General features: G+C 70.0%; 18 protein-coding genes and 2 tRNA genes. 16 read left to right on the top strand and 4 right to left on the bottom strand.

What is annotated here, in order from left to right; translation table 11 throughout:
* Together HO151_RS04460 and HO151_RS04455 are read right to left on the bottom strand one after the other, a co-directional pair.
* The coding region (locus HO151_RS04460; RefSeq protein ID WP_368039419.1) for a trypsin-like peptidase domain-containing protein at positions 1-2,179 on the bottom strand (2,179 nt) is incomplete at its 3' end.
* 113 nt (positions 2,180-2,292) lie between these two features.
* Positions 2,293-2,625, bottom strand: coding sequence for a trypco2 family protein (locus HO151_RS04455; RefSeq protein WP_173894809.1), 333 nt, complete (start codon positions 2,623-2,625; stop codon positions 2,293-2,295).
* An 837-nt stretch (positions 2,626-3,462) separates the two neighbouring features.
* Here HO151_RS04455 and HO151_RS04450 point away from each other — a divergent pair.
* The 14 genes from HO151_RS04450 to xerC all read left to right on the top strand — a co-directional run bounded on the left by HO151_RS04450 (position 3,463) and on the right by xerC (position 14,912).
* Entirely contained in the window at positions 3,463-5,289 is a 1,827-nt protein-coding gene (locus HO151_RS04450; protein ID WP_173894808.1) for an IS481 family transposase, read from the top strand.
* Between the two features lie 127 nt (positions 5,290-5,416).
* The gene (locus tag HO151_RS04445; RefSeq protein ID WP_173894807.1) at positions 5,417-6,268 is read left to right on the top strand and encodes a helix-turn-helix transcriptional regulator; all 852 of its coding nucleotides are present in this window, start codon (positions 5,417-5,419) and stop codon (positions 6,266-6,268) included.
* Positions 6,269-6,365: 97 nt separating this feature from the next.
* Positions 6,366-6,755 carry an ATP-binding protein gene (locus HO151_RS04440; RefSeq protein WP_173894806.1) on the top strand — a complete coding sequence of 130 codons (390 nt, stop codon included), beginning with the start codon at positions 6,366-6,368 and terminating at the stop codon, positions 6,753-6,755.
* Positions 6,756-6,930: 175 nt separating this feature from the next.
* Positions 6,931-7,782, top strand: coding sequence for a sigma-70 family RNA polymerase sigma factor (locus tag HO151_RS04435; protein WP_173894805.1), 852 nt, complete (start codon positions 6,931-6,933; stop codon positions 7,780-7,782).
* Positions 7,779-8,600, top strand: coding sequence for an integrase (locus HO151_RS04430; RefSeq protein WP_173894804.1), 822 nt, complete (start codon positions 7,779-7,781; stop codon positions 8,598-8,600). Before HO151_RS04435 ends, HO151_RS04430 begins: the two co-directional genes overlap by 4 nt.
* Positions 8,601-8,783: 183 nt before the next feature.
* Positions 8,784-9,131 carry a hypothetical protein gene (locus HO151_RS04425; RefSeq protein ID WP_173894803.1) on the top strand — a complete coding sequence of 116 codons (348 nt, stop codon included), beginning with the start codon at positions 8,784-8,786 and terminating at the stop codon, positions 9,129-9,131.
* 5 nt (positions 9,132-9,136) lie between these two features.
* Entirely contained in the window at positions 9,137-10,504 is a 1,368-nt protein-coding gene (locus HO151_RS04420) for an FtsK/SpoIIIE domain-containing protein (protein ID WP_173894802.1), read from the top strand.
* An 89-nt stretch (positions 10,505-10,593) separates the two neighbouring features.
* Positions 10,594-11,343 carry a DUF2637 domain-containing protein gene (locus HO151_RS04415; protein ID WP_173894801.1) on the top strand — a complete coding sequence of 250 codons (750 nt, stop codon included), beginning with the start codon at positions 10,594-10,596 and terminating at the stop codon, positions 11,341-11,343.
* 13 nt (positions 11,344-11,356) lie between these two features.
* Positions 11,357-11,536 (top strand): mobile element transfer protein, encoded by a 180-nt coding sequence (locus tag HO151_RS04410; protein ID WP_173894800.1) that lies wholly within the window; start codon positions 11,357-11,359, stop codon positions 11,534-11,536.
* Between the two features lie 15 nt (positions 11,537-11,551).
* Positions 11,552-11,707, top strand: coding sequence for a hypothetical protein (locus HO151_RS04405; RefSeq protein ID WP_173894799.1), 156 nt, complete (start codon positions 11,552-11,554; stop codon positions 11,705-11,707).
* Positions 11,708-11,728: 21 nt separating this feature from the next.
* A complete protein-coding gene (locus HO151_RS04400; RefSeq protein WP_173894798.1) occupies positions 11,729-12,034 on the top strand; it encodes a SpdD-like protein in 306 nt (101 codons plus the stop codon).
* Positions 12,035-12,145: 111 nt separating this feature from the next.
* Positions 12,146-13,489 (top strand): replication initiator, encoded by a 1,344-nt coding sequence (locus HO151_RS04395; protein WP_173894797.1) that lies wholly within the window; start codon positions 12,146-12,148, stop codon positions 13,487-13,489.
* Positions 13,486-13,689 (top strand): excisionase family DNA-binding protein, encoded by a 204-nt coding sequence (locus HO151_RS04390; RefSeq protein WP_173894796.1) that lies wholly within the window; start codon positions 13,486-13,488, stop codon positions 13,687-13,689. The genes HO151_RS04395 and HO151_RS04390 overlap by 4 nt, the downstream gene beginning before the upstream one ends.
* Positions 13,686-14,912: a tyrosine recombinase XerC gene (xerC, locus tag HO151_RS04385; protein ID WP_173894795.1), complete on the top strand. Its 1,227-nt coding sequence runs from the start codon at positions 13,686-13,688 to the stop codon at positions 14,910-14,912. The genes HO151_RS04390 and xerC overlap by 4 nt, the downstream gene beginning before the upstream one ends.
* Before the next feature lie 78 nt (positions 14,913-14,990).
* Here the strand turns inward: xerC and HO151_RS04380 are convergent.
* Positions 14,991-15,063, bottom strand: a tRNA-Arg gene (locus HO151_RS04380).
* A gap of 229 nt (positions 15,064-15,292) precedes the next feature.
* A tRNA-Ser gene (locus tag HO151_RS04375) sits at positions 15,293-15,383 on the bottom strand.
* A gap of 235 nt (positions 15,384-15,618) precedes the next feature.
* On the opposite strand from HO151_RS04375, the gene HO151_RS04370 reads away from it, so the two are divergent.
* Together HO151_RS04370 and HO151_RS04365 are read left to right on the top strand one after the other, a co-directional pair.
* Positions 15,619-16,074: an SSI family serine proteinase inhibitor gene (locus HO151_RS04370; RefSeq protein ID WP_173894794.1), complete on the top strand. Its 456-nt coding sequence runs from the start codon at positions 15,619-15,621 to the stop codon at positions 16,072-16,074.
* A gap of 270 nt (positions 16,075-16,344) precedes the next feature.
* On the top strand, positions 16,345-18,438 hold a 2,094-nt coding region (locus HO151_RS04365), incomplete at its 3' end, for a PAS domain-containing protein (protein WP_173894793.1).

The raw sequence follows: 18,438 nt of genomic DNA, 5'->3' as shown, positions 1-18,438 counted from the left end.
TGGACTGGTTGTTCAGCGCTGCAGCGAGGCGGGCGAGGTCGGGCTTATGTATGTCGTGGTGCTCGACCAAGGCTGTACTCAGGGCGGCGGCCCATTCGCTGAGGGCAAGGGTGAAGTGCGGTAGCCGGTCGCTGAGCTGGTACATGAGATCGATGTCGTGGGTGGTGTCGGTCAGGTGCGTCAGCGCGGCGATCAGCGGGGCTGGGTGGGGCGTGAGGGTTGCTGTGGTGAGGACTGCCGGTCCCAGCCGGTTCGGAGTTGCGGTGATGGCGCTTTTGAGGATGCTGCTGACGGTGTCGTGGTGGTGGGTGTGCTGAGCGGTGCGCGCCAGGACGGTCAGGGCCTGGGTAGCGTGTTCCTCGGGCAGAGCCGCCAGGATGCGGGTGAAGAGAGCGGGTTCGCGGCGGGCCTCGGTGCCGATGTGGTACTCGGCGATGCGGTCGGGCTGGAGGCTTCCCCAGAGCGAGCCGGCCGGCGTGGGGTAGAGGTCGCTGAGCCAGGTGGCCAGTGCGCCCCGGATTGCAGCGGCACTGTCATCGGCCAGGCCGGGCAGCTGGGCCAGGAGTATACGTGCGTGGTCCCGGTCGGCGGCAGGGGTGAGGCAGGCCAGGGCGACGGCAAGTGCCCGGGTCTCACTGCCGCTGCGCTCCCCGGACAGGCCCCGCTCGGAACTGGCGGCAGTCTCGTCCCAGTACTTTTTTTCATGGCCCAGAAGCCGCCCTTCCAGCGTGGCGGCCTGCTGAGTGGTGGGTTGAGGGAGGCCGGTGGCGTCCAGCAAGGCGAGCAGGGCGGCCATTTGCACCGACAAGGGCGTGTCGAATTCTGGCCGCGCCAAACCAGGCAGAGCGCCTGGGAGGGTGAGTGAGGGAAGGAGGGCTGTCCAGTCGGTGCCGGGTGCCATGCCGCGTAGCCGGGTGGCGAGGTCGCCCAGTGCCTGTTGGTAGGCGGTGGTGCGGTCGTGGGGAGTGTGGTGCAGAGCAGGTACGGGTGTGACGGCCGCGGTGGCCAGGGCCTGGCTGTGGGGGCGAGCGGCGGCCCGTGTCCACCAGTCGCCCGCAGCGCGGGCCAGGGCCAGGATACGAACGGGGGTGTGGGCCTGGTCGTGGTCGACGGCATCGAGCAGGGCATGGAGCTGGGGAATGCGGGTTTCGGCGTAGTCGACGATGACCAGCAGTGGCCTGCGTACCTGGGTCAGAGTGTCCAGAGGCGTGCTGGTGTCGGTGGTCAGCCGGATCGCGGTCCAGCCGCGGACGGCCATCCGGGTGCCCAGTTCGGCGGCGAGCCGGGTCTTGCCCGCCCCGCCGCCCCCGGTCAGTAGCCGTGCCTTGACCGGACTGCTGTCCCACAGCCAGGTGCTGGACATCGTGTCACCGCCGGAGCCGGGCTGTTCCTGCCCCGGGTCCTGGCACCAGTAGGCCAGATCCTCCAGTAATTCCTTGCGTCCCATGAAGGAGACGGCGGCTTGTTCGGGGCGCAGCAGGTCGGCCGGTGAGCGGGGCGGGCGGGGGTGTGCGGTGCGGTCGGTGACGTGTTGCAGGTCGGCCGGCTCCAGCTGCATTGTCCGCCCGGTGTGTTCTTCGACCATCGACCGGAACGCCGGATCGGAGGCCAGCACGTAGGCGGGCACCGCCTCCAGCCGGGTGTGGTTCAGACCGGGCGGATCTCCGGCTACTACCCCGGTCAGAAGTGGCGGCATGCCCAGTGTGCTGCCGCACCACAGGGCGGCCCCGGACATCCCGCTCCAGGGCGATAACCCATCGGCGCGGGTCTCGGCGCCCGCATCCCCGGTGAGGATGTACCGGTCACGCTCCCGGCCGCTCTCGGGCAGCACCCGCCCCTCACGCTGCACCCGCGTCACCACGTCCGCACCGGCCTGCCCCACGATCGGATAGCCGATCGCCTGCGCCGGACACGCCTGCATGGTCACCAGCCGGCCCCACCGCACCGCAGGCAACGCCCGCTCCGAGAGGGCTTCCCCGGCCAGCAGCAGTGCCGCGTCCCAGCCCTGCGGGCCCTCCTCCAAGCGGTTCCACAACACTTGGCACATCACACGGCCCGGTCGGCCCGGCAGCTGCACCGACACCTGCTCGCCGTCCCTGAGCACGTGCGCCGCGGTCAGCACCAGCCGCCCGCCCAGCACATACCCCGAACCCTCGGCGTTCCCGGAACGCACCAGCACTACCCGAGCCCCTTCCACCCCATACCGCCTTCCCCTCCCCTTTTTTCACCCGTACTCAATGACCGCGGGGGTTTCCAGTGCGTGCACCCGCACTGCGGAAATACCGTGTTGCGTCACTCGCCGAAGCGAGACCCGAGCATGTCATCCGCCGTGTCCGGCCGTTCGGTATTCACGTGATACGGGCCGTTCGTCACCGTGTCCTTCGGCGTCAGAGTCAACTTCACCCGATGCACTGACGCCTTCGACACCGACGCCTCCGCATCCGCCGACACCACCCACACCTTCACCCCCGCCTTGCCCTTGCCCTCCCTGCGCATCTCCACCGAGAACTCCAGCTCCACCGGCCCCACCTCGAACCGAGGCCCCGCCCCGCCACCGGCCGCCGCAGCCACCAACTCCGCCCGCAGATGCGCCACAGCCTCCGCGATTCCGATCTCCTCAGCCACCCGAAACCCTCCCAAGCCCACGACACCGTGCCCACGCAGCGGCGCACCACCACAGACGACAGCCCCACCCGCCCAGTTCCGCAATCACAGTAATAATCAGCAACGGATCACGCTTGGCCGTTCCTAATATTTTATTGACGGAAATTGGTCGTTCACTATTCGACTGCGGCGCGATGGCGTCGACCAAATCAACAAATCAGCACACCGACTGGTGATCATGTATCCCTGGTTACTGCTGTGGGAATCAGCTTCCAGGCTGCCTTGCTGCTCACCTCAACCACCACCCACCCCAGCTCCCATCCCGTCCGCCGTCGACCCACACACCGTGGAGCGGGCGTGGTTCAGGGCGTCAAGGTGGAGCGCGCCACTGTACGAACGACCTTGACGCCCTGGGCCGCGACTGCTCGGCTCTGCCTGGGTCGGCGGCGGACGGGATGGGAGCTCCCCCACGCACACCACAACGTGCCCGCGGTCGGCAACGGCGCCCCCTCCATCCCGGTGCCGGCCGATCCCCCGCCGGAGGCATCATCTTGACCGTGGCCGCTTCGTGCGGGGATCGACTCACGGTTCTCGGCTCGCCCATCTGTGCGCGGCACGGGCGGCGGCCGGGCTGGAGCGGGGCGGAGACAGGAGCGCAGGCCCGGCCGGGGGCCGGGCCGCGCGCGGGGAGCGGAGCGAGCCGCCTTGAACCAGTAGAGAAAGTTTGAATCATGCTCGGGACCGTTGGTTTGTCCGGTCCCGGGAGATGCTTGACACTTCGATCCCAGCTGATGGTTGACGGTGGCCGTGATCGGTTTTTCTGTGCACGTCGTTGCGGCGTGTGGCGGGAGGCCGGGATTGGCTCTGGTGGAGTTGTCGGTTGTCGAGCAGCGGTATCGGGCTGTGCTTGCGGTGCTGGCGGGTGCGACGGTGACGGAGGTCGCCGCGTCGTTGGGGGTGTCGCGGCAGACGGTCAGTGGGTGGAAGTCGCGGTATGCCGCCTCGGGTCTGGCCGGGCTGGCGGATCGGTCGCGTAGGCCGGCGTCGTGTCCGCATCAGGCTTCCGCCGAGGTGGAGGCGGCGGTGTGTGAGCTGCGGCGCAAGCACCCGAGGTGGGGTCCGCGGCGGGTTGCGTTCGTGCTGGAGCGGTCCGGGACCGTCACGCCGGTGCCGTCGCGGATGACTGTGTATCGGATTCTGGTCCGGCATGGGCTGGTGGAGCCGGGGGTGCGGCGCCGGAAGAGGTCGGATTACAAGCGCTGGCAGCGGGACCGTCCGATGCAGTTGTGGCAGATGGACATCGTCGGCGGGGTGATGCTGGTCGATGCGGTGACGGGTGAGCTGACCGAAGCCAAGGTGGTGACCGGGGTGGACGATCATTCCCGGTACTGCGTGATCGCGCAGGTGGTGGAGCGGGCGACGGGGCGGGCGGTGTGTGCGGCGTTCGCCGGGGCCTTGCAGAGGTTCGGGGTGCCGCAGGAGGTGCTGACGGACAACGGCAAGCTGTTCACCGACCGGTTCGGGCAGGGCGGTGAGGTGTTGTTCGACCGGATCTGCCGGGAGAACGGGATCGCCCACCGGCTCACCCAGCCTGCATCGCCGACCACGACGGGCAAGGTCGAGCGGTTCCATCAGACACTGCGGCGTGAGCTCCTCGACGACTGCGGCGCCTTCGAGAGCCTCGAAGCGGCCCAGGCGGCACTGGATCGCTGGGTGCAGGAATACAACTGCATGCGGCCGCATCAGGCGCTGGACATGCAGTCTCCCGCCGGCCGGTTCACCCCGGTGCCCGAGCAGGAGCGGGACGTGCTGGGCCTGCGGGTGCCCGGGATGCTTGCGCTGGTGCCGCCGCAGCGGACACCTCCAAAGGATCCGGAGCCGGCTGCGACCGAAGTCTGCGAGGTTCCTGCTGCCCTGCCTGGGGTGGTCCCGGCAGCGGTGCCGGTGGAGCCCGGCGCCCCGGTGGAGTTCGAGCGGGTGGTGCCGGCGAGTGGGAATCTGCAGGTCGCGGGCAAGCAGTTCTGGCTGGGGCCGGCCCGCTCAGGGCTGACGGTGACGTTCTGGGCGGACACCTCGGTGATCCATCTGCTGATCGCCGGGACGCGGATCAAGACGGTGCGGTCACATCTGTCGGTGGCGGATCTGGGGCGGCTGGCGGCCCGGGGCGGACGTCCGGCGGGGCCGGCCCCGCTGCCGGGCGGTGACGGGGCGGCGTTCGAGGTGGACCGGGTGGTGAACAACAGCGGCCTGGTCGGTCTGGGCGGGCACCAGGTCCTGGCGGCGGAGATTCTCGGCGGCCGCCAGGTGGGCATCCGCATCGACGGCGAGACACTGTCGTTCTTCGACCCGGTCTCACGAGAGCTGCTGCGGGTGCGGACCAACCCGCTGACCGGTGAGGAAGTCCGCAGGCTGCGGGGCCTGCGGCCGGCCGGTCCGCCGCCGCGTCCGAGCGTCGAGCCGGTGCGGGTGCAGCGGCGGGTCAGCGCGGTGGGCACGGTCATGGTCTGCCGCCAGGTCGTCTCCCTCGGCCGCCCCTACGCGGGCCAGACGGTGACCGTGCAGGTGTCGGACTCGACGATCATCGTCGAACTGGACGGCCAAGTCCGCCTCGTCCGGCGCACCACCGACGTCCCGGTCCGCAACGTGAAGGCCAACAAACCCCGTGAAGGTTCCGATGTTGTCTAGGCCCACCGTCAAGCATCACCTGGGACCAGAACGTCAGGCATCAACTGGGACTAGACATCGGGACCGTTGGTGATCACTCCGGTTCGGGCGCCCGGTCCCTGCTGCCCCGTGGTGTAGAACCCTGGGTATGGGGAGTGAGCGGCGGGAGCGGATGAGGGCGCTTGGGGCGCGTCTTCGGGGACTGCGGGCTGAAGCCGGTCTGACGGGTGCCGTGTTGGCGCAGCGGGCGGGTGTAGGCCAGCCGACTGTGTCCAAGGTCGAGACCGGGCGCATGGTGCCGAGCCTCGATGTGCTCGACCGGCTGTCGCGTGCCCTCGGCCTCAATGACTCGACCACTCATGAGGTGCGTGAGCTTCTGGCCGCTGTGGAGGCTGCTGCGGACTCTGGTCCGGCGTCTGACGGTGAGGCTCCCGCGGGAATGGTCCTGGACGACGCCGTGCGGTCCGCTCGGCTGGTGCAGTCGTTCCAGTGCGTTGTTCTGCCGGCCATGTTGCAGAGTGCGGAGTACGCCCGGCACGTCTTCGAGAGTGCGCCGAACTCGACACCTGAGACGGTCGGTCGGGCTGTCGCTGCTCGTGTGGAGCGGCAGAGCGTGTTGTACGAGCCGGGGCGGGAGTCCGTGTTCGTGCTGACGGAAGCCGTGTTGCGGACCTGGCCGGGGACTCCGGCGTTGATGCTCGCCCAGTTCGACCGGCTGCTGGCTGTCGAGAGTCTAAGCACGGTACGGCTCGGGGTCATCCCCTGGCGTCGGCCGGTGCCGGTGCTGCCTCGGCATGGGTTCACGCTGTGCGATCAGCGGGCGGTCGTGGTCGAGACGTTCGACGACGAGCGGGTGTCGGTCGACTCCGCCGAGCTGGCCGCGTACGAGGAGACGTTCGCTCGCTTCGAGCACGCCGCGGTCTTCGGTGGTGAGGTGCGGGAGTTGCTGTTGCGGGTGATGAAGGAGTTCCGCGACTTGGGAGACGTCGTCACTCCTTAGAGGAATAATTCCTAGTGATGCCTAGGCTGTGAGTCGCGTCTGGGAATATCCTGCCGTCACGTTGTCTAGCCCCCTAGACGTGCAGAGGTGGTTCCCCATGCATCCCAAGTGGTGCCGTGCCTTTCCCGGTCATGCCGAGGAGGTGGCCCATGCCCGTCACTTCGTGGCATCCCTGGTCGGCGAACGGAGTTGCGCGGACGATGCCGTCTTGATCGTGAGCGAGTTGGCGACCAATGCTGTTCGGCATTCGCTGAGTGGTGCGGCCGGCGGCTGGTTCCTGGTGGTCATCTGCTTCGGTGACGACTTCGTGCGTATCAAGGTGGTCGACCAGGGCGGCAAGTGCAGGCCGCGCCTGTGCGACGTGACGCATCAGGAGGAGGGCGGCCGGGGCCTGGTACTGATCGCGGCCTGCGCCAAGGACTGGGGCGTGAAGGACTGGCCCGAGGGGCGTTCCGTGTGGGCCGACCTGGTCCAGGAGGACGCGTGATCGCGCTCCGCTCGACGCCGACCCGCGGTTGTCGCACGGACGGTGACGGGTGAGTCCTCGGGGTGTGCCTCGGCGGCGGTCCCGGTTCTATGTGATCGGCGTTCATACGGGGAGGCGCCTCCCGCCCATACCGTCTAGAGCCCTAGACTCCTGGGTAGCCGTGGGAGGTGAGGTCATGTCGGACGAGTTGCAGCGGATCATGGCGATCGATGATCCGTACCTGCTTCTGCGTGAGGTCACGACCCGGTTGGCCGACGCGCAGCAGGAAGTGACCGAACTGGCCCGCCTGCGTCGGCGGGTGGTGCAGGACCTGCATGCCCAAGGGCTGTCGTACGCGCAGATCGCGACAAAGGCCGGCCTGAGCCGCGGGCGTATTCACCAGATCCGGCACACCGGACCGGCGCCTGAAGGTGCCTTCCTGGGTGCGGGCGCCGTCACCATCGTGACGCCGCTGCGGTGGGACGACACGAAGAAGCGCCCGGTCGTCGCCATGGACGACGTGAACTCTGGTAAGCGTCTGGAAGAGCTGGCGAAGTCGTACGGGCTCGATGTCAGCTCCGGTCACGTACTCGTGAGCGGGGAAGTCGACCTCAACCGTAACGGCCTGGTCGTCGTCTGCGGGCCGGGTATGTCCCAGGCCATGAGCGACCTGTACGCCCAGGATCCGGTCCTCGGCTGGGAACACCCGGAGGGTGAGCCCTGGGCCTTGGTGGACCGGCGCACCGGCACGGCGCACCGGGCGGGAGCGGATACCGAACCGCACCGCCCGCACGATGTCGGCTACCTCGGCCGGCTGCCCCGCCCGGACGGCAACGGATCGGTGCTCGCCATCGCCGGAATCCACACCGCGGGCTCCCTCGGCGTCGTGCACCTGCTCGCTTCCGACCTCAACGCGCTCTGGGGACAGGTGGGGGAACGTCACTTCTCCACACTGGTGAGCGTCGACTACGACCCCGACACCGGCGAACCGCAATCCGTCGAACTGCTCTGCCCCCTCTACCTGCACGACGAGGAAGCAGCGGCGTGAACGTCGCCCTCGGCTCGCTGCCTGCCGACCCTGCACAGGGGAACGAGGACTTCGCGGCCGCCGCTCCCGGTGCGGCCGTCCTCCTCGACGGTGCAAGCGTGGCCGGGGCGGAAACCGGATGCGTGCACGGCGTCGAGTGGTTCTCCTCGACGCTGGGCGCGCTGCTGCTGAGTAGCCTCACGACGCGCCCCGCCTGGTCCCTTGCTGATTGCCTCGCCGACTCGATCCGGGTGGTCCGGTCCCTGCACGAGGACAGTTGCGACCTGACCTATCGGGCCAGCCCGACCAGTACGGTCGTCGCGGTGCGGACCGGTGCGGGAGCTCTGGAGCACCTCGTACTCGGTGACTCGACCCTCCTCCTCACCGACGAGGAAGGAAAAGCCACTGCCATCACCGACCGGCGCCTGGACGAGGTCGGCAAGCGGCTCCGTGGGCCGGTTGACGACCTGCCCACCGGCTCACCGGAACACGCCGCCGCGCTGGCCGAGTACCGCGATGCCCTGACAGGGCTGCGTAACCGGCCGGGCGGTTTCTGGATCGCCGGCCCCGACCCGCGCGCGGCCGAACACGCCTTTACGGGAACGGTGCCGCTGGAGTCGTTGGCGTCCGTGTCGCTGCTGAGCGACGGAGCGACGCGCCTTGTCGACCGGTTCGAACTGGCTGACTGGCAGGAGACGGTGACCGTCCTCGACTCCTCCGGGCCTGGTGAGTTGATCCGCCGTGTGCGGGAGGCGGAGGGCGGTGACCTCGACGGTCGGCGCTGGCCGCGGGGCAAGGCGCGCGATGACGCGACCGCCCTTCACTGGGTTCTGCCGTAGCCCGTTCGAGCGGCTTCGGAACGCGGCTCGTATACCCCCCTAGACAGTTGATGGAGCGTCGGGTTACGGTTGGCGTCAACCCCCCTAGACAGATAGGGCGGGTCACCTCCTTGTTGTCTAGGGGGGTATCCAATCGATGTGGTGTCGATTAGCAGGCGCCACCGACCCCGTGAGGTTCAGAACATGCGTGTCATCCCCGTGGATACCTCGGCCGCGACGCTCCTCGTCACCAAGCTGCCCGAGGTCAAGGTGAGGGACCGGCAGACTGGTGAGGTCGCCGTGGACCCGGTGACCAATCAGCGGCTCATGACGCTGGAGCTGGTGTTTATCGCGGCCGGCGGCTCGGACATGGTCAAGGTCACCGTGCCCGAACAGGGCATCGGTGAGGGCCTGGTGATGGGAGCTCCGGTCATCCTGTCCGGCCTGGTGGCCCGGCCCTGGGAGAGCGAGTTCGGCGGGCGCGCTCGTCACGGCATCGCCTACCGGGCCGACGCCGTCATGGTCAACATTCCGGCACCGGTGAAGGGCTGATCGCCATGACAGGCGCCGTGCGGGTGCTGCTACCACTTCTGCTGGTCCTGATCGCGCTGCTCGTGATGCGGCGGCGGGTGCCGGTCCTGTTCTGGTGGCTGGTCGGGTATCCGGTGATCGTGCTGCGGGTGCTCGTCTCGTACCGGGCGACGATGGACGCCTGCGGCCTGACGGTCCCGGCCTCGGCCATTCGCCGGGCCACGGCCCGGATGGTGGGGCGAGAGGCGGCACCCGTACCGCCTCGCCACTCGTTCCCGCTGCCGACCGGGTCCGGCCTCGTGATGCGGCTGCGCATGGCGGCCGGGCAGGCTCCGGAGGACTTCACCGCCTCGGCCGACCGGCTGCGGCATGCCTGGGGTGCTCACGCCGTGCATGTTCGTCCCACGAAGCCGGGGCGGCTGGAGCTGCGGTTGGTCGGCTGGGACGTGCTCGCCGAGGTGCGTCCCGCCCGGCGGCGGTTGGCGGTCGGTCCGCTCTGTCTGCCGCTGGCGCTGCGGGAGGACGGGCAGTGGCACGTGCGGGATTTCCGCACCGTGCCGCACGAACTGATCCTCGGCGCCACGCAGTCCGGCAAGTCCGTCTACCTGCGCAACCTGCTGTGCGGCCTGGCCCGGCAGTCGGTCGTGCTCGTCGGGATCGACTGCAAATGGGGCGTCGAACTGGCCCCGTTCGCACCCCGGCTGTCCGCGCTCGCCGACACTCCGGACCGGGCGGATGAACTCCTCGACGTGCTGCTGGAGGAGATGGAGGCACGGTTCCGGCTCATCGGGCTGCGCAGCGGGGCCGGTCCGGACGCTGTACTCACCTCGGACGTGTGGGGGCTGCCGGAAGCGGTGCGGCCGGTGCCGGTCGTGCTCGTCGTCGACGAGGTGGCGGAACTCTTCCTCGCTGCGAACAAGGACGACGAGAAGCGGCGGGACGCCATGGTCACCAAGCTCATCCGCCTCGCCCAGCTCGGCCGCGCGGCCGGCATCTACCTGGAGGTCTGCGGACAGCGTTTCGGCTCCGAACTCGGTAAGGGCGCCACCATGCTCCGTGCCCAGTTGACCGGGCGGGTCTGCCACCGCGTCAACGACGAAGCCTCGGCGAACATGGCGCTGGCCGACATCTCTCTTGAGGCGGCGTTGGCCGCCACCTCCATCCCCGCCGAACGGCCTGGCGTCGCCGTCGTCGGCGACTCCTCCGGCGGCTGGTCCCGCGTCCGCTCGCCTCACCTCACCCTCGACGCCGCGGCGGCCATCTGCCGCGACACCTCGGCCCTGGTGCCGGAACTGCCCCGGCTCGACTCCTTCCGGCCCGTCGTCGCCGTGGAGTCCGCCGCGCTGGCCTCGCCTGCCGCTGCCGCGCCCACCACTCGCCCGGTGACCGAGTAGCCGCACCCGCCCCCTCCACGGTCGGCGTGACCGTCTCGCGCCAGGCTCCTACCCCTTCCATGCCCGAAACCGGAAGGAACGCCGTGCCCATGCGTGCCCACCTGGTCCGCGTAGACGCCGTGCTCGTACAGGCGGTCATCGCGGGGGCCCTCTCCTTCTCGCACCTGCACGACTTGGCCGAAGCGGCCGGGCAAGGCGGCTGGAAGGCATGGGCCTACCCCGTCAGCGTCGACCTGCTGCTGGTCGCTGCCTGGCGCCGGATGCGTGATCAGCAACGCGCCGGAGTACCGGCCGGGGGACCGCGGCTGTGGTTCCTGGTTGCGCTGGCCGCCTCCCTCGGTGCGAACGTCACCACCGCCGGACTCCTCGACCTGGACCACGTCCCCGCCTGGCTCCGAGTCGTGGTCGCGGGCTGGCCCGCCGTCGCTTTCTTCGGCGGGACGCTGCTGGCCCACACACCGCGCGGCCCGGAAGCGCCGGTCCCGCCGATCCCGCCGGTCCCGCCGGTGACCGACACGGATGAGGACGCGGAATCCCATCCCGCCTCGGCCCCCGTCGACGTATCCGAGCGGGACGCGCTCCCGGCACCGTCTTCCACCGCTGTCCCCGCCCTCGACCCCGTCTCCGGTTCCGATCCCGTTCCCACCGCGGAACCGGTCTCCGCTCCGTCTGCCGCAACCATTCCGGCCGTCCCGCTCCCGCCCGCCCTCGTCGAACGCCTCCGGGCCCTGGCCGACGAACACCACTCGACCACCGGCCGCCCCGCCGACCCCGACGCCGTACGCGCCCGGCTCGGCCTGCCCCCGTCCATGACCCCGTCCGTCGCCGCGCACCTCTGAGAGGAGCACCACCATGCACCGACGCTTCCGCAACGTCCGCCGCACCGGCCCCGTCAACGTCGCCTCCTACCTCGACCGCGGCAAAAACCGCCACCTGGCGGCCTGCACCGCACCCCGCTGCGACTTCTCCGCCGAGTACGACAGCCGTGCCGCCGCCGAACTCGCCGCCCGTACCCACCGCTGCTCTGCCTGACAGGAGATCACCGTCATGGACGTTCCGCTCTGGCTGGCCCTGCTCTGCGTCGGGGTCCTGGGCGTCAAGCTCATCCGCCCGCCCTGGTGGCTCATCGCCGCGCTGCTCCTCGGCGGCTACCTCCTCGCCGACAGCCTGCTGACCCCCCTCATCGACTCCGTCGTCAAGTAATCCGGGAAGGGAGATCCGCTCATGTTCCGACCGAAGATCCCGACCATGCCCCAGCCGACTGGCCTGGTCACCCCGCCCGCTGTCGCGGAGCCGGTCACCATCACCCCGGCCACCCAGGTTCCGCAGCCGGCCCCCGCCGCCCCGGCACCATCCCGCCCGGCCGTCCAGCTCACTCCCGGCTCCGCGCTCACCCTCCTCGGTGGTGGCACCGCCGTGGTCCTGGTCGTCGGCGCCGTCCTGGTGTCCATGCTCCTCGCCGTCGCCATTACGGCTGCCTCTGTGGCTGTCTGCGCTGCTGTCACGCGCTCCCTCCTCACCAAGCGCTGACCTCTGCCTGCTTCGCCTCGATCCGGCCTACCCACGCTGTCTAGTCCCCTGGACAGAGGTGCGGGCCGGATCGGTCCTCAATCCCACCGCCTCTCAAGGAGGAAACCGCACATGCGTCCCGCGGCTCCGACCGGAGCCATCCGCCAGCTCGCAGCCCTCACCCAGCACGGTGATCTCAGCGCCTACGCCCGACAGGTCCAGCGTCTCGGCGGCTGCGAGCAGCCGGTACGGATGGAGGGCCACCGGCTCGACGTCCACGCCGCCACGGGCGAGATCGTCCGAGAGGTCATCGACCGCGCCCTTCCCGCCGGACAACTCCTCATCCGCTGCAACAACCGCCGTGCCACCCGTTGCGCTGCCTGCGCCGAGGTCTACCGCAAAGACACCTTCCACCTCGTCACGGCCGGACTGAGCGGCGGCAAGGGCATCGGCCCGGCCGTCGCCCGACACCCCCGCGTCTTCGCCACCTTCACCGCCCCGTCCTTCGGCCCCGTCCACAACCGGCCCGCGGGTGGCCGCTGCCGCTGCGGACGTACCCACCCGGACGGGGATCCCGCCCTCGGCACGCCCTTGAACCCGGACCAGTACGACTACCGCGCGGCCGTCCTGTGGAACGCGCACGCCGGTGCGCTCTGGGCCCGGTTCACCACCTACCTGCGCCAGCAACTCGCCGCCCGCACGGGCATCGGCCGCTCCGCGCTGCGCCACTGCCTCAAGGTCTCGTACGCCAAAGTCGCCGAGTACCAGCGGCGCGGAGCCGTCCACTTCCATGCCGTGATCCGCCTCGACGGCCCGGAGGGTGCTGAGGACACTCCCCCCTCCTGGGCCACGACCGAACTCCTCACCGACGCGATCCGCTCGGCCGCTCACCTCGCCGAGACCCCCGGCCCTGTCCTCGACGGCCACGCGTACGCCTTCCGCTTCGGCCGGCAGCTCGACGTCCGCCCGATCCGCTCCGCCGACTTCGCGGGCACCTCGGAGCTCTCCAGCCGCGCCGTGGCCGCGTACATCGCCAAGTACGCCACCAAGGGCGCCGAAACCGCCGGCACCCTGGACCGCCCCATCCGCAACCCGATCACCGACCTGATCGGCACCGAGGTCACCGACCACGCCCGGCAGATGATCCTCACCTGCTGGCACCTCGGTGCCCTGCCCGAACTCGAAGACCTGCGCCTGCGCAAGTGGGCCCACATGCTCGGCTTCCGTGGCCACTTCTCCACCAAGTCCCGCGCCTACTCCGTCACCCTCGGGGCCCTGCGCCAGGAACGCACCGACCACAACGAAGCCGTATCCCGCGAACGCGCGGCCGAAGCGGGCCACCCGCTGCCCGACCCGGACACCGTCCTCGTCCTCTCCCACTGGCGCTTCGCCGGTACCGGCTTGACTGCGGCCGAGTCCTTGTTCGCCACCTCACATCGCCCCGCCCCCGGACCGGAAGGAGACCCGACCAAGTGACCACGACGACGATCCAGCGCAAATGGCACACGACGGCGGAAGTCGCCGAGATGCTCGACTTCGGCCTGTCCAAGACCAAGATGCTCGTGCTGACCGGAGAGATCCGCTCGGTCAAGGTCGGCCGCAACCGGCGCATCCTTCCGGAGTGGGTGGACGAGTACGTGGGGCGTGTCGTCTCGCAGGTCGAGGAGGCGGCATGAGCGGCAAGCGCGGCAACGGCGAGGGCTCCATCTACCCGTACAAGAACGGCTACGCGGCCTACGTCTGGGTGACCAAGCCCGACGGCAAGCGGGCCCGGAAGTATGCCTACGGCAAGACGCGGGAGGAAGTCCACGAGAAGTGGCTCAACCTCCACGCGGAAGCCAAGAAGGGGCCCGTGGCCACCCGGCATCCGACGGTGGAGGCGTTTCTCGCGTACTGGCTCACCTCGATCGTGAAGCCGAACCTCGCCCCCTTGTCGTACGTCTCGTACGAGGGTTGCGTCCGGCTCTACATCGCTCCGTACCTCGGCTCGAAGCGGCTGGATCGATTGGCGGTCCGGGACGTCCGGGAGTGGCTGACCAAGCTGGCCACCGTCTGCCAGTGCTGCTCTCAGGGCAAGGACGCGAAGCGGGAGCCTTCCCGCCGGAAGTGCTGTGCGGTCGGGGAGTGCTGCGAGTCCTACCCGTCCCGCCGCGTGATCCAGGCTGCACGCGATGCCCTGCGGGCCGCGTTGACGCACGCGGTCTCCGAGGAACTGATCAGTAAGAACGTCGCTTCACTGGTGAAGGTGCCCAAGCCCCGGCGCCGTCGGATCAAGCCGTGGTCGGTCGCTGAGGCGGGCCAGTTCCTCACGGATGCCGCCGCGCGGGACGATCACCTCTTCGCCGCCTGGGTCCTGGTGCTCTGCCTCGGCCTGCGCCGCGGTGAGGTCCTGGGCCTGACGTGGAAGTCCATCGACTTCGAGACCGGTGAGCTGTACGTGGACCACCAGATCCAGCGTGCCGGGCGGCAGATCCTGCACCGGGAGACCAAGACCGAGGACTCGGACGACTTCCTCCCGCTGCCGGCACTCTGCCTGAAGGCTCTGCGGATGCGCCGCGCCCAGCAGGCCGGGGACCGGAAGGCTGCCGGGGAGCTCTGGCAGAACAGTCACGATCTGGTCTTCACCACGAAGTACGGCACGCCGATCGAGCCGGGCAACCTGACCCGCATGTTCGCCCTGCGGTCCCGTCGCGCCGGTCTCCGGGTGATCCCGCTCCGGAACACCCGGCACACGTGCAGCTCGCTCCTGGTGGCGCTGAAGGTGCACCCGAAGGTGACGCAGCGCATCCTGCGGCACTCGCAGATCGCCATGACGATGGAGGTCTACGCCGAGGCGAGCGAGGAAGCGGTACGGGCCGCGATCGGCGAGCTGTCGGACGCGATGGGCGGTACCGGTTGACGCGGTTGCTGTACTTCGCTGCTGTACGCCCCTGAAACGTCGAAGGCCCCGGATCTCTCCGGGGCCTTCGACCTGCTGTGCACTCGGCAGGATTCGAACCTGCAACCTTCTGATCCGTAGTCAGATGCTCTATCCGTTAAGCTACGAGTGCCTGTGTGTTCTGTTGTGTTCGCTCTTCCTTCCGGGCTTTTCTGCCTGGTCGGCGTTGCGGGAACAACATTACATGAATGGCGGCGGGACGCGAAATCCGTTTGGCAGACCTGCTCTGACCTGCGAAAACAGCCTTCCGGCAGCCCTGTGCGCGGGGTCGTGGGGCGGCGGGGACGATCATGGAACGGACGAAGCCCCGGCCGTGAGGACCGGGGCTTCGTGATCTTCTGCGGAGGCGGAGGGATTTGAACCCTCGATGGGATTTGCGTCCCAAACCGCATTAGCAGTGCGGCGCCATAGACCGGACTAGGCGACGCCTCCAGCACAACCACCCGCGCGAGCGCGAACGGTGCGTGCAGATGATGACACAGACGAGCGTGCTGCCACCAATCGGTTCCCACGGTACTAGGCGGCGCGGCCCGAGGGCAAAGCCCGTCCGCGGCGCAACGTCCCGGGTCGAACGGCGTTAGAGCGGTGGGGCACGCGCTCCGGCACACGCCCGGCAGGCACGTGCCCCGACTCCGCTCGAATCCGCCCGCACTCCGTGGAGCCCTCCATGCTGCGTCGCATCGTCCTCGCCGTCGCCACCTCCGCCGCCGCGTCCTTCGCCGCCCTGTCCGCCGTGCCGCCGGTCGCGTACGCCGATTCGTTCCCCTTCATGCCGCCGCCCGTGAGCGGTACGGGCGACGACCACCTCACCGTGACGCTGAGGGATGCGGGCGAAGGACGGGACGGCACGTTCGAGCTCGACTGCCACCCGGCCGGCGGCAGCCACCCCGACGCCGTGGCCGCCTGCGAGCAGCTGGACCGGAAGACCTCGTGGGGCACGGGACCGTTCGCGCCGGCGCGGGAGGGCGGGATGTGCACGATGCAGTACGGCGGTCCGGCCACCGCGCACATCACGGGCACCTGGGCCGGCCGCCCCGTCGACGCGACGTACCGGCGCGGTGACGGGTGCGAGATCGCCCGCTGGGACACCCTCGTGCCCGTCCTCCCGGATCTCAGCGCTTAGCCACGTACGGGGACAGGCCCGCCGCGACGGGCCGGGACCGCGTGTCGCGCGACCGGCAGGAGCTGCGTGTCACACGGTCGACCGAGGTCGCGCATCACACGGTCATACGTTCTCCGCGGCCTCCGTGTCCCCTCTCCGTGCGACCTCCCTCTCATCCGGCGCCGCGAGCGCAACCAGTGCCCGTAGACTCCCTCGCGTGACACGTCGCGGACCCGTTGGCAAGATGGCTACCGCGGTCGGCAAGGTGCGGTAACAGGGAGGAAGCGTCTCGTGAGCAGCAGGCCATCCCGAGGCGCTGCTCGCCTCGCAGCCATACTCGACGCGCTTCCCGATGCGTTGGTGCTGGTCAACGCCAACGGAACGGTCGTCAACGCCAACACCATCGCCCTGGAGGCCTTCGAGGCCCCGGGCACCGCCCTCGTGGGGCGCGGGCTGCTCGACCTGCTGCCGCAGTTCGACTCCCGGCTCATCCCCGGCACCATGCGGCGGCCCGAGACCGTCGACGAGAGCGGCCGCACCCGGCCGACCCGGATGGTCGCCCGCCGCACCGACGGCAGCGAGTTCCCCGTCGAGGTGACGAGCGCGAACCTGGAGAACGCCCAGCAGGCGTACGACGGTAACGGGTACACCGGCGACGAGCTGCTGATGCTCGTGGTGCGCGACCTCTCCGGCACCGTCGACACCGAGGCGGAGCTCGCGCGTTCGCAGCGGCAGACGGAGATGATCCTGCGGGCCGCCGCCGAGGGGGTGGTGGGCACGGACACGGAGGGACGGGTCGTCCTCGTCAATCCCGCCGCCGCCCAGATCCTCGGTTTCCGGGCCAGCGACCTCGGCGGACAGGAACTGCACCCGCTGATGCTGCACTCGCGTGCGGACGGCTCGCCCTTCCCGTACGAGGAGTCCCCGCTCGCCGACACCCTGCGCTCCGGTCGCAAGCACCGGGTACGCGGCCAGGTGCTGTGGTCCAAGAGCGGCGACAAGGTGCCGGTCGACCTGACCACCGCCCCGGTGCGGGACGGCGACCAGCTCGTAGGCGCCGTGATGACCTTCACGGACCGCCGGCCGTACGACGCGCTCGCCGAGGAGAAGGACGCCGAGGCCGAGCGGCACCGGCAGGAACTCGCGCGGGCCGCCGAGGCGCACGCCGGGGAACTGGCCGCGCTCCGCGAGGAGCACGCCAGGGTGCTCGCCGGGCTGCGCGAGCAGCACGAGGAGGACCTGGCCGCCGGGGACGACCGGTACGCGGCCCTCGCCGAGCGCGAGAAGGACCGTTACGAGGCTCTGTCCGCGCGGCACGAGCAGCTCCTGGCCGTCCTGGGGCGCTCCCTGCGCGGCCCTCTCGACCAGTTGCGCGGCGAACTCGCGACCCTCGCCGCGGACGACGCCGGGCAGTTGTGGCCCGAGGCCAACCAGGTACTGCACCACCTGTCGGCCGGCTACTCGCGCATCACCACACTCGTCGACAACGTGCTCGCGTACCAGCGCCTCGACTCCGGCGCCGAGGGCGTCACCCGTACGAAGGTGATGCTGGACGCGGTCGTCGCCGCCGGTGTCGACGGGGCGGTCGAGCTGATCGGTCCCGGACGGGTGCAGTTCGCCGTGCACGCGCCGCCCATCGAGGCCGAGGTCGACCCGCGGCGGCTCGCGACCGCGCTGGCGCACCTGATCGCGGATGTCGCCGGTGTCGACTCCACGGGCAACTCGCCGGTCTCGGCCGGCGGCTACATGGACAACACGGTCGTCGTGGCGGCCGCGCAGCGCGGTGAGGGCGTACGGATCGAGGTGCGGGGACCGTACACCGGGGGGGACCCGGTGCACGAGCCGATCGTGCGCGGGATCGTCCGCGCGCACGGCGGGGTGCTGCAGACGCACGAGGTCCCCGGGATGAGCGGCAGCGCGTTCGTCCTCGAAGTGCCCATCGGGGGCGGGGCCGGGTCGGTCCCGGTGGCCTCGACCGCCGCCGTTGCGGGTATGGACGGGTCCGTAGCCGTGTCCATGTCCGCGAACACGGACACGGCTGCGGCTGCGGCTGCGGCTGTGGCTGTGGACGCGAGTGGGCGTTTCGGCACCGGGTCGGGGCCGGGTGCGGGTTCCGGTTCCGGCGAGGCCGGTTCCGCGCTCGCACTGCCCGAGCAGGCCTCCCAGCAGAGCGGACGGCGACGGGCCCGGCGCGCTTCCGTCGACGCCTTCCTGGAGAGTGAGGTCGGACCCTCGACCGAGGCGGCCGTGCCCACCGGACGGCGCAGGCGCGCCACGGGGGACGGCGGACAGCCGGAATTGCCGGCGCGGGTTCCCGCGGACGAGAGCGGTTCCGAAGGCGGTTCCGAGGGCGGCGCCGGCGGGACCGGGCGGCGCCGGGGCAGG

Source organism: Streptomyces sp. 8P21H-1, assembly GCF_013302945.1.
This window is presented reverse-complemented; position numbering and strand designations above follow the sequence as displayed.